Source organism: Bacillus nitroreducens (assembly GCF_964021195.1).
Genome location: NZ_CAXHYI020000003.1, coordinates 1,241,827 through 1,256,494, shown reverse-complemented (window position 1 = coordinate 1,256,494; position 14,668 = coordinate 1,241,827). Strand labels below are relative to the sequence as shown.

The window sequence follows — 14,668 nt, the reverse complement described above, 5'->3', positions numbered from 1 at the left end:
GCCTCGAACTTTCGTCGCTCAGGATGTGCTGGTATAAGAACGTGGCGATTTTGTCGACGTGGTCCTTTTTATCCTCTTTTTGAACACACTCTTATATATCTAAAACTTCTTTTATTTTCTGTTTCTTTTTATCTGGTAGTTCTTCAATCATATCTTGCGGAAAATAGAGCTTGTGATCCGTTCGTCTTTTTCCTGAGATGGCATCTACTATTTCAGATTGCCTTGATAATTCTCGAATCTCACCACTTGGCATTAACAGGTTGATTGGAAGGCGTTCCTCTTCCTCACCTGGACGATAAAAATCATATGGTAAATCCGAAGAAGAATCGACCACTAAATAATAGGTCGGATCAATCCCCGCTTCCTCAAAAAGGACTCGAAGCTCCATCATCTTCATCATCTGTGAACTTGGATCAAATTCCACATACTTGAATAGATTGCGATTTAGAAAACGGCGACAAAGGTCACTTAATATCGCATCTTCCTCATCCTGCCACACTTGAAAATAGTAAGTAACAACCGATTCATCTAGCTTCACATAATCCTTTAATGTCAGCTTGTCCTCGAAAATAGAAATGAAATGGAATGGCTCGGTTTGAAAGTTATAGTTTTCCTTGTATAGTTGTTTTGCACGATGGAGGATTTTCGTTAATATAACCTCTGCACTACGTGTAACAGGGTGAAAATAAACCTGCCAATACATTTGGTATCGACTCATGATATAATCTTCAACCGCATGCATACCACTGCTTTTAATTACAACCTGATCTTCCAATGGTCTCATGACACGTAGAATCCGTTCCATGTCAAAGTTGCCGTAACTAACACCTGTATAATAGGCATCACGCAATAAATAGTCCATACGGTCGGCATCAATCTGACTGGAGATCATACTAACGATTAGTTTATTTTTATAGGTTTTTGCTATTACTTCGGCTACCTTTTTCGGAAAATCATCTCCCACTTGCTTAAGGACCCGATTCACTTCCGTATCTCCAACAATAATAGCTTGTGTAAATTCTTCATGATCAAAATGATATACTTTTTCAAATGAATGTGAAAACGGACCGTGTCCAAGGTCGTGAAGCAACGCAGCGCATAAGCATAACAAGCGCTCTTCTTCATTTAAAAAAGGACGTTCACGGAATACATCATCAATAATTCTGCGAACAATTTCATAGACACCTAATGAATGGTTAAAACGGCTATGCTCCGCCCCGTGAAAGGTAAAATAAGTTGTCCCTAGCTGTCGTATGCGACGTAGCCTTTGAAACTCCGATGTCGCCACCAGATCCCAAATCACTTTATCTTGGACATGTACATACCTATGTACAGGGTCTTTAAATACCTTCTCTTCACTTAATTTCCCATTGGAATTTGTCATGTATTCAACCTCTTCCATACTGGCATGCTACTATTATATCTATTTATCTATGACAAAAAAACCTACATTTCTCCATAAATCGGCGCTAATCAAGTCACAGCAATGATTGGAAAATTTTTCGACAAACAATAAATGCACAGTGTCTTGAAAGTGAAACATCAACTGACTTCTGACACGTCCTATAACAAACGTCGATGTCACCACATCCTCGAAAATGCTTTGGATTCTTCGTGCGATGCTAATCTCTCGAAGCCTTCCTTGTTCCTTGTCCAGTGCAAGCACAAAACTAGGCGGCTAAGAGTTTCCACTTTGACCTTCTTGACAGATTGGCTTGTGACCTCGAGCTGCTATTCAAAGCAAGCACTTCACAAGATACTCACTGAAGCCTGTTTATTCATGAAAACTGGCTGCTCCCGCTGGACGTACGATAAAATGGATAGTCGATATTCTCTTCTCTTAACAATAAAAAATCACCTTCTCTTGAAAGAGAAAGGCGATATTAATCTTTTTTTAACTTCTTCATAATCTTTTCTATTAATTCATCTTCAGTTGGCGCTGATACTGGACGGTTGTTAACAAACGCGAAGGATTTTTTTCTACCTGGTCCGCAGTACGACTGACAGCGGATATCAATAGTTGCTTCTCCATCCACTTTCTTTAGGCGCGGAACTAAGGTTTGAATATTGGTTGCCTGGCAATCATCACAGATGCGAAATTCGTTAGCCATCTTGCGTACAATCCCTTCATCTCTATATTTTACGTTAAATTGTATATGTCACAATCAAAATCGATTTATAATCATAAAAATCACTAAAAGGTATTTTACCTCGTCCATCAGGGCAATGCAAGGAAACAAGGGAATTTTCAAAAAATCTCCACAAGTACAAGTTTGAGATATTCATTACATTAATCTACTATCCTTTTATGTTTAAGGTATAAAGTTTGAAGCAATTGACCAATATATGTAATACCTAACGCAAAAACGAACAACTATATTGGGAGATGAATAAATATGAAAGAAAGACAAGATGCTTGGACAGAAGAAAATGATCTATTATTAGCAGAAACCGTTCTAAAACATGTAAGAGAGGGCAGTACTCAATTAAATGCATTTGAAGAAGTTGGTGACAAATTAAATCGTACCTCTGCTGCTTGTGGATTCCGCTGGAATGCGGTTGTACGCCATGACTATGAGAAAGACTTACAGCTTGCGAAAAAACACCGCAAACAACGCCAGCGCGCACTTGGTAAGAACCAACCTGTGAAAAAGAGACTCTTATATACACCGCCAACTCCAAATCTGGAAGAATTCGCAGACGAGTTGCCACTATTTACATCTGAATCTAGTAGTACTCGCCAAGAAGTTCAAACGGGACAGCATTCAATTACTAGACCAGCCATGACTTTAGATGCTGTTATCTCATACCTTCAATCACTCAGTAACACCAGTCTCGGAATTGAAGCTCTGAAATCCGAGAATGAGAGATTGAAAAAAGAAAAGAATGAGATAATCGCTAAAAATGAAGAACTTGAAAAGAAAATTGCACAGCTTGAACAAAGCGCAGCAAATATTCAAGAGGACTATGAAACACTCATGAAGATTATGAACCGTGCACGAAAGCTCGTTTTATTTGAAGACGAAGAACGTCCAGCTACTACTTTTAAAATGGATCGAAATGGGAATCTAGAGAAACTAGCGGAGTAATCGGCTAGTTATATGACACAGGTGTGGCATCGATAACATATTTCATACGCCGGAGAGTGCAATTGCTCGATTCGTAGACGAATCCCTTGCCGCCAAGAGCGCAACTTTTGATCTGAAAGTGCAATTTCATTTTACTAGAGCGCATTTCTCAATTCGAGGGCGCATATCTTGCCACCAAATGCGCAAATTTTGATCCGAAGGTGCAATAAAGAATAGCGAAGACGTATATTTTGCTGTGTGGGCGCATATACCGATTCAAAGACCATTTCACACCATCTAACAATAATCGATTCCGTGCTGGTTCAGTGCAACTTCTAACGTAGGCACTCCTCTAGCCGATAATTATACTAAAACACGTTATTTCATATTAGAATAACGTCAGAGTGTAGAGAAAGGGGTATTTTTTCTCTACACTTTTTGTTTTCGGTGGTTTTTGTAGTTGTAAGTTGACATTATTCTTTATCAAAAATCTTGAAAATATCACTCCCAACCATCTAGCCTTGTTTGGCTAGGTGGTTGGCAATCTTTTTCATGTTCTGGCAGGCTGCTGTAAGTAATACCTGCTCACTAGCATTTTTAATTCCCCGTAACCTACAGTAGCGAAGCCCATGCAGCTCTTTTGAGTCTGCGAAGCTTCGCTCTACGGTTTCTTTTCTAAACTTATAAAGAATTTTCCCTTCCAGAGAGAGGCGATTTAGCCTCACCTTATCTTTATGATCTTCCCAAACATGACGAGTAACAACTTTTTGCTTATTCCGGGATCTAGTGCATTGTTCAAGAAGAGGGCAGGTTGAACATTTCTTGGGATCTGACTTGTACTCTCGGTAACCTTCTCTTGTAGTTGAACGATATGTTAGTTCCTCGCTATTTGGACAAACATAAATGTCATTTTCTTTATTATATTTAAACTTCCATTTTGGAAAGAGTCCTTTTGTTGGTTGATACCTTCTATGGGCAATAACTCCAAAGATCTTACGATCTGATAATCCTTTGCAAATCGGATTAGTTAAGTATCCAGAGTCAAGAGCAACAGCTTCCACATTAAAGTTAAATCGTAAGATTTGACGATCTAAACGGCTAAGATATGGTATTGAATCATGGACATTACCTGGAGTTACGAATGCATCAGTTATAATGTTAAACTTCAAATCTGTTGTCCGATGGTCTAAATAACAGAACATCTCTTGCTTATTGTCTCGCGACATAAACCCACTTTCTGGATCTGTGGTACTTACTCTAATCTCTTTTGTTTCTTTCACCTCCTCCTTTTCCTTTAAAGGCTTTTTTCCATGTTCAGCACGATCTTCTTCAATTGCCTTATTTAACTCATTTAAATATTCACGAGTTTCTACTTCAACTTCTTCCCTTGTAAATTTATGTTTATTCGCATTAGCTTTGAGATGAGTGGAGTCCGTAAATAAGACTCTTCCGCCAACCATTTTGTGATTCATTGCAAGAAGAACAATTTCATCAAAGATTTCTTGGAAGATGTCTGTATCTTTAAAACGCTTATGACGATTCCAGCTTATTGTGGAATGATGTGGTACAGGATCTTTAAATCTGAGACCTAAAAACCAACGATATGCGACATTAAGTTTTATCTCTTGTTCAAGCTGTCTTTCGGAACGGATACCATAAAAATATCCAATAAACATCATTTTAAAAAGAACAAGAGGGTCGATCGAAGGTCGACCATTATCTTCAGAGTAGTAAGGTTTTACTCTCTCAATTATAAAAGAAAAATCTATGTATTTATCTATTTTTCGTAACAGATGGTTATCTGGAACAAGCTCGTCAATTGATACAAATTCAATTTCATTTTGTGTATTTTCCCTAGTATTTAACACAATATCACCAACCCTAATTTATTAAATATATTATAACATATTAACGCGGTGAATTATTAAAGTGTATCAAAAGAATAAAGGCTGTCGAGACTTTCTCGACAGCCTGACGTTATTTCATATTAGAATAACGTGTTTTTTGTTGGGGAAAGATCTAAAACGCAAGGAGCATGAAGCAGGATTTCTCTCACTTCTGTTGAAGGTATGAGGTACAAAAAAAGCAGGATCATAGAAAAATAGGACTGACAGGGGAGAGCTTATGCATCCGATTGAAGTTATAGAATTCATGGTCATTGGCGTAATCATTGGTGTACTTCTACTTACATCCATTTTTTTAAAAGGTAAATGGCGAAAAAGGGTATGGGCACTCGTAGTTCTATTTCTTGTCACATACATTGCGTTTTACATCGCACGACCTTATTGGATTGACGCTCAAATTGACAAAAAGGTTGAATTGTTATAACCACATTTAGAAAAACAATATCCAAATGAAAACTGGACAATAACAACTGTACCTCATCGAGAGGAAGGGTATAAACATCTTAATCCCTATTATATTGGGGTGGTTTTCGAAGGCGAGCCAGAGGTTACGTATCATTATTGGGTAGAGAAGGATAATATCTACCAAATCAGTTATACCTCAACACACAGTTTAGATGAGTTGAAGTATAAAGAGAAAGATTAAACATAGCAGGAGGAAATAGGTTGAAATTAAAAATTAATATTATTACACTTGCTGTTAGTGGTTTAGAAAAGTCGATAGCCTTTTATAAAAGATGGATTGGGTTTACCAATGGAAGAGTTCGTTGAAGGTGCAGATCATATCATTTTTAGCTTGATAGGTATTTATCATTATCCTTCTTACAGAACTAGAGGAGTTTGATGGGAAGTCTTCCGAAGTCATACTGAGTTGTTCCGTCGACCAAAAGGATGACGTGGATTCAATTTTAAACAGCCACAATATACGGTGGAACCATTTTACCTATTTATCCAAAGGAGTATGATTGGGGATATTCAAGATATTTTAAAGACCCTGATAGACATCTTTGGGAGATTGTATATTTTGGTTAAGCAAAGAAATATAGGCTTTCCAAGTACAAATTATAGTAAAATAAAAAATTACAAATTCAAAAAGGCTTAAAGAAATTTTTCCTTTAAGCTCGTTTTGGTATTCAACTTTCTAACTAGATTGCTTACGATTTTATACTCAAATGAAGTTTCACCAATGCCCTGTTTGAACAGTAGCTTCTTCTATCTTATCTTCAGGGGTTATTTCAAAAGTTACCTTGATTTGGCTTATGTTTAGAGTTGCTGTCATTGCATAACTTTCCTCCATCCGTTTACTTGATAGAAGATAGATTGATCGTTCAGTTGTTTGTCTAATCTCGTCCACCATAACATCATCTGGAAGATGCTCTTGAAGTAAACCAAATGCCTCTTCAGTTGTGGAAACGGGTTCCTTAAATGTAATCTTTGGTTGATCACAACGTCCATCGCCTATAAATTGGCAGTAGAAAAGTAATGTATCTGTTTCATATTCCTGCTCCGATCGTTTCGTCATATGCTGTTCAAGATACGATAGTTTGTCATAATGACCGCCCTTACGAGTTGTCGCTTCCGTAGTAGGCACAAGTTGGCCATCCTTTCGTTCATATCGCCCATCCTCAATAAAACCAGGAATCTCAACCTCCTCCACAGGTACAGTTACCTCCGTTACCCTTTTCTCAACACCCGATACTACTACTATACCAACTATCACTAAGAACACAGCCAATGTCACAGGACCTGCTATTCTACTTGATACAAATGTTTCGCTCACCTGTTCAATCAAAGATCGTACAACCCGATTTTTTCCGCTTGATACTGGTCTTTCAAACATTTTTCGAAATCCTTCGCTCAACAATTGGAATGTGAGTAAAAGTAATGTAAGTGCAACTGCTGGGGACAGTGCTATCCACGCTGCCCTCATTACCTCATACCTTGCTGCTGACAATAAGCCTGGCCAGTCAAAAATTCCTGTCTTAGAATTATAACCTGCCTCCTCGTGGAAGATCCCGCCCCCAGGTATATATTCAATGGCATGCTCGATAAAATACTCGAATAAGGCAAGTTGTCCTATTAACAATGTCACACGAGCGAGATCATTAAAAAAATTAACAACTAAGCTTTGTGAAATAGTCGGCAAATAGTGCATCACCGATAATTGGAAAGGAGTACTGCCTACTGTCACACTTGCTTTGACAAATTCCTTCTGGGATACATCATAGATTTCATGTGCAAAAATATAACTAACTCTCCCGATCTCAATAAGTGAAATCAAAAGAACCTTCCAATACATCCCATTCCCAAGTTCATCTACTGGAACAATCTCTACTAATAAGATGGCTGCAAAAATCGTTGGAATACTACCAAACAATGAATGCCAACCATTAGTCACCATATAAGCAATCCCTTTTTTCGTAGAAGCTAAAAAGGCCAACGGAATCGCAATTATGTAACGAATCACAGTTATCAAAACAATTATTTTTAGCGTATCCTTCGCACCTAAGATGATTAAACTTAATATGTCCCTCGCTTCACGGTCTGTTCCCAATAGGTCTTCTTTTGAAGGAGGAAATGGTGCCCTTCCAAATTCGCCATTCTCATAAAATCTCATTCTATGCTCAGGAGGAGTATGTTCAATAAATGGTAAGTGCGGTCCTATATAGCTAATAAATAACATCAACCCCAAAAGCAATAACCCTGTCCAAAGCGACCAATTTTTCAAGGCTCCCTCCCCCTCCTACATAGGATTCAAATACGACATGATAAATAGAATAAAAAACCAGATAAATAGATATTGAAAAACAACTTTCGTAATCTGCACCCACATATTGCGTTTTTCTACTGCATATTTATTTTGGAGAGTCACACTGACGATTTGTGTGATGAAGAGAAGCACCATAAAACAGAACGAAAACTCAATAATTAACCCCACTTCTGGAAATTCATTCATTCTCTTTATCGCTACCATCATTCTCCATGCAGCACCTTTATAATCCATCAGCCACTCTACGATTAATAGGTTTGAAACAACATATGTCATGACGACACCTAGATACTGTAGGATTGTATGTACACATTTCTTCATTATATGTTTAAAGACAACCATTTTTTCGGTGAGTCCCTTTGCACGAGCATATTGGATGTACATTTCACCATCTTCATTGGCAAGGGCAGTAAATGTCATTCTAGCAAAATACATCATCGGGTATAAGGATACTAGAATCCCTGGTAAAATGAAGTTGTGCCACTGTTCATAACCTAATACATCAATAAAATGAAGGTGAATCATCATGAACCATTGCAGCACGAGAATCATAAAAAAGTCTGGTAAAGAACTTAAGAACGAGGTTATCCCGGTACCTAACATGTTTAAATATGTATAGCGATTGCGATAATCAAAGATTCCCTTTGCAATTCCGAATGTAACGGCAAGAAAAAATGCTGTGATAATCACCAACAAACTTCTTGGAAAATACTCAAGGACGATTGCTTCAAACGACTCCCCATTTTTCGTTGTACCAAGGCTTCCTTCATTCCAAGCATTCAGCATCAATTGTCTGATTGCCTCCCAGTTCTCAGAGATAGGAAATATTTCTTTTATCGTTGAAAAAAACGTCACAACATCTCCTTCTCCTAAAAAATAAGCAATTCCAAGAACAACGAGTCCGAAATAAAGTATTGAAATCACATCGCGACCACTAAACACTCTTAATCCCTTAGGCAACTTGAATCCCCTCCTCTACCAGATATTTAATTGTAAAAAACAGGAACTTTCCTCCTAATCCTATCACAACTATTATTTTTAGAAAATACCCAATATTAAAAGTCGATAGATTAGAATACTTCTATTAAAATCAGGCAACCCTCACCTCCATAGCTAGCAATAAAATTTTTTCCGTATAAAAAAAGGACCAGGAGTACTTTCCTCCTGGATCCTTACAGTGCTTTTTGATTTCGCTCTAGCACACGCATATAGTTTTTTTCAAATAGTGGCATTTCTGTTTCTAATAGTTGTGAAGCAAAGATCTGTTCACTTTCGTTTTTTAATGTTTGAAGCAACAGTAGCATTACGGTTTGTACAGTCAGATTCGGATCAACCAATTCTGTTAGTGATGCCATGGTTTCTGGCTTAACCTCGGGATAGACAAATTTCGTCTCCGCTCCTTTAAGCCCCACTTCGTAAAATTGGCGAATGATTTCCGCACGCTCTGATCCGCTTCCTGTCACACCTAAATAGATTTGCACCGCGACTCCATTGCGAAGGCGTCGCTGTGAGATTCCTGCAAACTTTTTCCCATCTATACTCAAGTCATAGCTACCCGGACAATAGGAACCAACAATTTCGCGCGCTACAATGTCGACTTCGTAGCCCGCAAACATTTTTCGAATAAGTTCCAGCATCGTGTCATACCCGCGGTTGATATCGATCCCTTTTTCAGACTCTGGAAAAATGAGTGAAATGTTCAAAACTCCCTCATCTAGAACCACTGCTAGTCCACCTGAATTTCGAACAATTACCCGATAGCCCATTGATTCAAGAAGTTCAATCCCTTCTTTTAGATAAGGTAATTTTGTATCCTGAATGCCAAGAACAATTGTCTGGTGATGAACCCAAGTCCTTGCGGTCGCTACAGATTCCCCTTTCCCAACAAATGCACAGAGTGTATCATCTATCGCAAACGACTGTAAGGCATCAAATTGATAGCCTAGAGTAGATTGATCAATAATCCGCCAGCTTGGCTGATGTAAAAGACTTTCGGTCATACGGCATACTCCTATTTCTTAAAAGTAAAAGTAATTCATTATACCATATTTAAAACCTCGACCTTACACTCGTCAATAAACAAAAAAATACACACCTTCTTACATGTGTGCATTTTGACCGTATTCATCTATATCGTTAATTAATAAATTTTGCGATCTCATGTGGAGATGATTGGCTCATCCTGTAACTTATCATTCTATCTACTTGGTTAGAGATTGCTTCAACCGTTGTATTTAAGGCAATCGCAATTTCTCTAAACAAGACTTTTTCAGTGGAAAGGAGCAGTTTGCGGTCTTGTTCACTTATCTTTTTATCCGCCATTTCAAGGTTATATTTTTTACACAATAATGTATTGATAATGCTTGAAATGCCTTTTCGATCACCAGATGAAACAATACCTGAATAGGTTCTGTTTCGTTCATTTCCATTATCAATCCACTCAATTCCTGGCACTTTGAAGGATTCTAACACTTCCTCAGCCTCAATTGTACCAATGATCTTTTTCATCATGACTCGGTCATTGTTGACTGGATTTTGGATAGTTAATGTTTCATCTTCAATTGGGTGCATCACATAATACTCTCGAGTCGTACCTGCGTATGTTTTCTCACATATGTCATTTATTCGGCAAATGCCCATATTTGAATAAATAACCAAATCCCCTTTATTAAACATGTACCAAGCTCCTATCCAATGGTTTGTCAAATATTTTTGACTATTTCTATCATACATCAGTTTGTCTAAAATGTCAACTTAGTTGACAAATCAAACTCCCTTTTGTATAGTTTATATCGATTAAAAATGTGGAAGTGAGATTCATGGACAAAGAATTAAAACATTTAGATTTACTTGACTCATTGAGTGAAAGACATAGCCAACTACGTCAGTTGGCTGAACAATTATGGAACGAAACCAGTGACATCTCCATTTCCAATTCGGAATGGTATATTATGTCGCGCATCTATAAAAAACAACCGACCATTGCAGATGTATCCAAGAATGTGGACATTTCAAGACAAGCCACACATAAATTCATCAAAAACTTGAAATCTAAAGGTCTAGTCAACGTAATGGATGTGGAAAATAATAAAAAAGTAAAATGTATTGAGCTTACACCACTCGGAGAAGAATGCTACGAGAAAAATGAGGCTCTTAAAGCAACCATCGAGAAGAAATTAGCTGAGAAGATTGGTGAAGATCAGCTAGAACTTCTTAAAAACCTCTTGAAAATCGATTGGGGAATCTGAAATAGAGGATTACGGAGTGGGGCTTGGCAATTTACTGTCACTATTTTGAGAATACTGTCACTAAATCGGATTTACTGTCACTAATTTAAAAATACTGTCACTATTTTTGATTTACTGTCACTAATCCAAAATACCACACAAACCTTAAACGGCCATGTCCCCTGACATGGCCGTTTTTTCATATATAATTCTTTTAGTTTATATTTACGATATCACCTAGAAAAAGATCACTCATCTTCTTTTTAATTCTTTTTTCTACCTGTTTTGATATTTTCTCGAATGTCGTATCCAATGAAATGGCAAGCTCTTTGTACAAAATGTCTTGTACGTGAAGAAGTAGTCTTCGATCAGGCTCGCTTAGCTTTTTATCATTCATTTCATATTCATATTTACGGCACATTAACGTATTAACAATCCCTGCAATTCCCTTACGATCTCCAGTCATCACAATATCGTTATACATCTTTGTTCGTTCATTTGCCTTTTCTATCCAGCCTATACCTGGTCGATTAAAAGATTCTAACATTTCCTTGGCCTCATCACGGTCGATGATACCCACCATAAGGACTTTATCATTATCAACTGGGTTACGAATGATTAAATTGTCATCTTCAATTGGGTGTAAAACATAGTATTTTCGCGTAATTCCAGCATATGTTTCCTCACTAATATCAGCTATTTTACAAATACCAAGCGACGAATAAACCACTAAATCCCCAATTTTAAACATATATCTTTACCCCCATTTTGCATTGTCAACCAGGTTTACTATTCTAAGTTTACTCCATTTATCGCATTTTGTCAACTTAGTTGACAACAGATATGAGTATTAGCAAGTTTAAAATGGATGGAGAATACCAAATTGGACCTTATTGTTTTTTAATGAATTCGGTTTAAAATCACTGTTCTTATTCCTGGTCAATCAAAGCTGATCCAGGATTACCGCTATTCCAGATTAACTCCCATTAAAAAAAGACCACGTCCTTCGACATGGTCTTAAGTCTTAACATTACAGTGCTTGCGCTGCTGTGATTAGTGCAAGTTTATATACATCTTCTTCATTACATCCACGAGAAAGATCGTTTACTGGCTGGTTTAATCCTTGTAAAATTGGACCTACCGCTTCAAAGTTACCTAGACGTTGTGCGATTTTGTATCCGATATTACCCGCTTCAAGGCTTGGGAAAACAAATACATTTGCATCTCCTTTGATGACAGAATCTGGTGCTTTTTTCTTTGCAACAGATGGAACAAACGCTGCATCAAATTGAAATTCTCCGTCTAACACTAGAGTAGGGTTCATTTCTTTTGCAAGCTTCACTGCTTCTGCTACTTTTTCCGTTTCAGGGGACACGGCAGAACCTTTTGTAGAGAAGCTTAACATTGCCACTCTTGGCTCAATGTCAAACATGTCAGCTGTATTTGCACTTTCAATTGCAATTTCAGCTAGATCTTGGCTATCTGGTGCAATATTGATTGCACAGTCTGCAAATACATACTTCTCATCATCACGTACCATAATGAACACACCAGACGTTTTCTTCACGCCTTGCTTTGTTTTGATGATTTGTAGGGCAGGACGTACTGTATCTGCTGTTGAATGTGCTGCACCACTTACAAGACCGTGTGCTTTTCCTGTGTACACCAGCATTGTTCCGAAGTAATTTTCATCCTTCAGAATCTTACGTGCATCCTCTTCAGTTGCTTTTCCTTTACGTCTTTCTACAAACGAAGCAACAAGCTGATCGAATTCTGGGTAGCTATTCGCATCGTAGATTTCAACGCCATCAAGTGAAACACCTAGTTCTTTTGCTTTGCTTTCAACTGCAGCTTTTTCACCAATCACAACTGGTACAAGAATCTTTTCACTTGCTAAACGGCTAGCCGCTGTTAAAATACGCTCATCTAGTCCTTCTGGAAATACAATTCTCAAGTCCTTTCCAGTAACCTTTTCTTTTAATTGAGTAAATAAATCGCTCACTTTTACTCCTCCTTGGATGTTAATAAAATGCCTAATATGTAAAATCGGCTTTTCCTAGCCTACAAAAGTGCCATCCATAAGGATACGGCTTTTTTCACTAAAATAAAACCAAAATGCACTAAAAATCTGTGACAGTATTATGACACTATCTTCAATTTTCCCAAGAACTCAACAAATTACTCACATTCGTTTGTTCACAAAATTGTACGTAGGTTTATTCACATGACTATAGGAGAAACTATGATATAGTAGTGTTTGAGTACATATTATCTTTTAAATATCAAGGAGTGATAGCAATGGCAGAAGCAGCACAAACACTTGATGGCTGGTATTGTCTTCATGATTTCCGCTCAATTGACTGGGCATCATGGAAAACTCTTTCTAGCGACGAGCGCCAAGCAGCAATCGATGAATTTCTTGGCTTAGTAGAAAAATGGAATAAAACACAAAGTGACAACCAAGGTAGTCACGCTTTATACACGATTGTTGGGCAAAAAGCAGATTTCATGATGATGATCCTCCGTCCAACAATTGAAGAACTTAATGAAATCGAAACTGAATTCAACAAAACAACACTGGCTGAATATACAATTCCTACTTACTCCTATGTATCTGTTGTTGAATTAAGTAACTATTTAGCAGGAGAAAGCGACGAAGATCCATATCAAAACCCGTATGTACGTGGACGCTTATACCCAATCCTACCGAAGAACAAATATGTGTGCTTCTATCCAATGGATAAGCGCCGTGAAGGTAATGACAACTGGTACATGCTTTCGATGGAAGAGCGCAGAGAGCTTATGCGCAGCCACGGTATGATTGGCCGTCAATATGCTGGACTAGTTAAACAAATCATTTCTGGTTCTGTCGGTTTTGATGATTACGAATGGGGCGTAACCCTATTCTCAGACGACGTGATTCAGTTCAAGAAGCTTGTATATGAAATGCGTTTTGATGAGGCAAGTGCACGTTACGGTGAGTTCGGTGCTTTCTTTGTAGGAAACATTTTAACCGAAGAAAAAGTTTCTCAGTTTTTACACATCAATTAAGAAAAAAGAGAGGGAACTCCCTCTCTTTTTTTCATCCACATTCATATTTCAGTTCTATTCCTCATACAATGCAATGATGAATCCACTAATATTTCAATCCAGATCCCAAAAAAATTACGTCAAAAATAGGAACCCATTTTTCACCTCAACAATACGTTAGTAAAGAGACTTTTTTCACTAGTCGTTTTTTAAGTGAGGTGAAAAGATGACAGTAGTTGCGCACACGGAGGCGGATGTCAAGCTATTGGCTAGGCTGATGCGTGCAGAGGCTGAAAGCGAAGGCAAATTGGGCATGCTCTTAGTTGGCAATGTTGGAGTGAACCGCGCGAGAGCTCGTTGTCTGGACTTCAAAGATATAAATACCATTCAAAAAATGGTTTTTCAACGTCCTGGAGGCTTCGAGGCGACCCAAAAGGGATATTTTTATCAGGCCCCACGACAGAGTGAAATTGCGCTAGCAAGAAGAGTTCTAAAGGGGGAAAGATTTCATCCTGCCGAATTTTCATTATGGTTTTTTGAACCACCAGAAAACTGTCCACCACAGTGGTATAACCAATGGAACGTCGGACGTTTTAAAGCACACTGCTTCTACCAACCTACACAGGAGGATTGTCCAGACGTTTTCTAAGGCTTTTGCCTTTTAAAAAA

The 14,668-nt window shown here is 37.9% G+C and carries 14 protein-coding genes; 5 read left to right on the top strand and 9 right to left on the bottom strand.

Features of this window, described 5'->3' with window-relative positions:
- Positions 1–91: 91 nt before the first annotated feature.
- Together ACWPVE_RS09945 and ACWPVE_RS09940 are read right to left on the bottom strand one after the other, a co-directional pair.
- Positions 92–1,384: an HD domain-containing protein gene (locus ACWPVE_RS09945; RefSeq protein ID WP_453992902.1), complete on the bottom strand. Its 1,293-nt coding sequence runs from the start codon at positions 1,382–1,384 to the stop codon at positions 92–94.
- A gap of 499 nt (positions 1,385–1,883) precedes the next feature.
- Positions 1,884–2,111 (bottom strand): DUF1450 domain-containing protein, encoded by a 228-nt coding sequence (locus tag ACWPVE_RS09940; RefSeq protein WP_453992901.1) that lies wholly within the window; start codon positions 2,109–2,111, stop codon positions 1,884–1,886.
- Positions 2,112–2,396: 285 nt separating this feature from the next.
- Between ACWPVE_RS09940 and ACWPVE_RS09935 the strand changes: the two genes are divergently transcribed.
- The gene (locus ACWPVE_RS09935) at positions 2,397–3,089 is read left to right on the top strand and encodes an RsfA family transcriptional regulator (RefSeq protein ID WP_453992899.1); all 693 of its coding nucleotides are present in this window, start codon (positions 2,397–2,399) and stop codon (positions 3,087–3,089) included.
- Between the two features lie 494 nt (positions 3,090–3,583).
- Here ACWPVE_RS09935 and ACWPVE_RS09930 read toward each other — a convergent pair whose 3' ends face one another.
- The gene (locus ACWPVE_RS09930) at positions 3,584–4,936 is read right to left on the bottom strand and encodes an IS1182 family transposase (protein WP_453990812.1); all 1,353 of its coding nucleotides are present in this window, start codon (positions 4,934–4,936) and stop codon (positions 3,584–3,586) included.
- A gap of 256 nt (positions 4,937–5,192) precedes the next feature.
- Here ACWPVE_RS09930 and ACWPVE_RS09925 point away from each other — a divergent pair, with 256 nt between their 5' ends.
- On the top strand, positions 5,193–5,396 hold the full coding sequence (locus ACWPVE_RS09925) for a hypothetical protein (protein WP_453992897.1): 204 nt from the start codon (positions 5,193–5,195) through the stop codon (positions 5,394–5,396).
- 756 nt (positions 5,397–6,152) lie between these two features.
- Here ACWPVE_RS09925 and ACWPVE_RS09920 read toward each other — a convergent pair.
- From ACWPVE_RS09920 to ACWPVE_RS09905, 4 genes are all read right to left on the bottom strand, one after another.
- Positions 6,153–7,700, bottom strand: a complete 1,548-nt coding sequence (locus ACWPVE_RS09920) for an ABC transporter permease subunit (RefSeq protein WP_453992895.1) — start codon at positions 7,698–7,700, stop codon at positions 6,153–6,155.
- Positions 7,701–7,715: 15 nt separating this feature from the next.
- Positions 7,716–8,702, bottom strand: coding sequence for an ABC transporter permease subunit (locus tag ACWPVE_RS09915; RefSeq protein WP_453992893.1), 987 nt, complete (start codon positions 8,700–8,702; stop codon positions 7,716–7,718).
- A 212-nt stretch (positions 8,703–8,914) separates the two neighbouring features.
- A complete protein-coding gene (locus tag ACWPVE_RS09910) occupies positions 8,915–9,742 on the bottom strand; it encodes a lipoate--protein ligase family protein (protein ID WP_453992892.1) in 828 nt (275 codons plus the stop codon).
- A 136-nt stretch (positions 9,743–9,878) separates the two neighbouring features.
- Positions 9,879–10,418 carry a CarD family transcriptional regulator gene (locus ACWPVE_RS09905; RefSeq protein WP_453992890.1) on the bottom strand — a complete coding sequence of 180 codons (540 nt, stop codon included), beginning with the start codon at positions 10,416–10,418 and terminating at the stop codon, positions 9,879–9,881.
- 143 nt (positions 10,419–10,561) lie between these two features.
- Between ACWPVE_RS09905 and ACWPVE_RS09900 the strand changes: the two genes are divergently transcribed.
- Positions 10,562–10,990, top strand: coding sequence for a MarR family winged helix-turn-helix transcriptional regulator (locus ACWPVE_RS09900; RefSeq protein ID WP_453992888.1), 429 nt, complete (start codon positions 10,562–10,564; stop codon positions 10,988–10,990).
- 193 nt (positions 10,991–11,183) lie between these two features.
- Here the strand turns inward: ACWPVE_RS09900 and ACWPVE_RS09895 are convergent, their stop codons facing one another.
- Both ACWPVE_RS09895 and pta read right to left on the bottom strand, forming a co-directional pair.
- A complete protein-coding gene (locus tag ACWPVE_RS09895) occupies positions 11,184–11,720 on the bottom strand; it encodes a CarD family transcriptional regulator (RefSeq protein ID WP_453992886.1) in 537 nt (178 codons plus the stop codon).
- Positions 11,721–11,999: 279 nt separating this feature from the next.
- A complete protein-coding gene (gene pta, locus ACWPVE_RS09890; protein ID WP_453992884.1) occupies positions 12,000–12,971 on the bottom strand; it encodes a phosphate acetyltransferase in 972 nt (323 codons plus the stop codon).
- Positions 12,972–13,267: 296 nt separating this feature from the next.
- Between pta and hemQ the strand changes: the two genes are divergently transcribed.
- Positions 13,268–14,020: a hydrogen peroxide-dependent heme synthase gene (gene hemQ, locus ACWPVE_RS09885; protein WP_453992883.1), complete on the top strand. Its 753-nt coding sequence runs from the start codon at positions 13,268–13,270 to the stop codon at positions 14,018–14,020.
- Positions 14,021–14,225: 205 nt separating this feature from the next.
- Positions 14,226–14,648 carry a cell wall hydrolase gene (locus ACWPVE_RS09880; protein WP_453992882.1) on the top strand — a complete coding sequence of 141 codons (423 nt, stop codon included), beginning with the start codon at positions 14,226–14,228 and terminating at the stop codon, positions 14,646–14,648.
- The last annotated feature ends 20 nt before the right edge of the window (positions 14,649–14,668 follow it).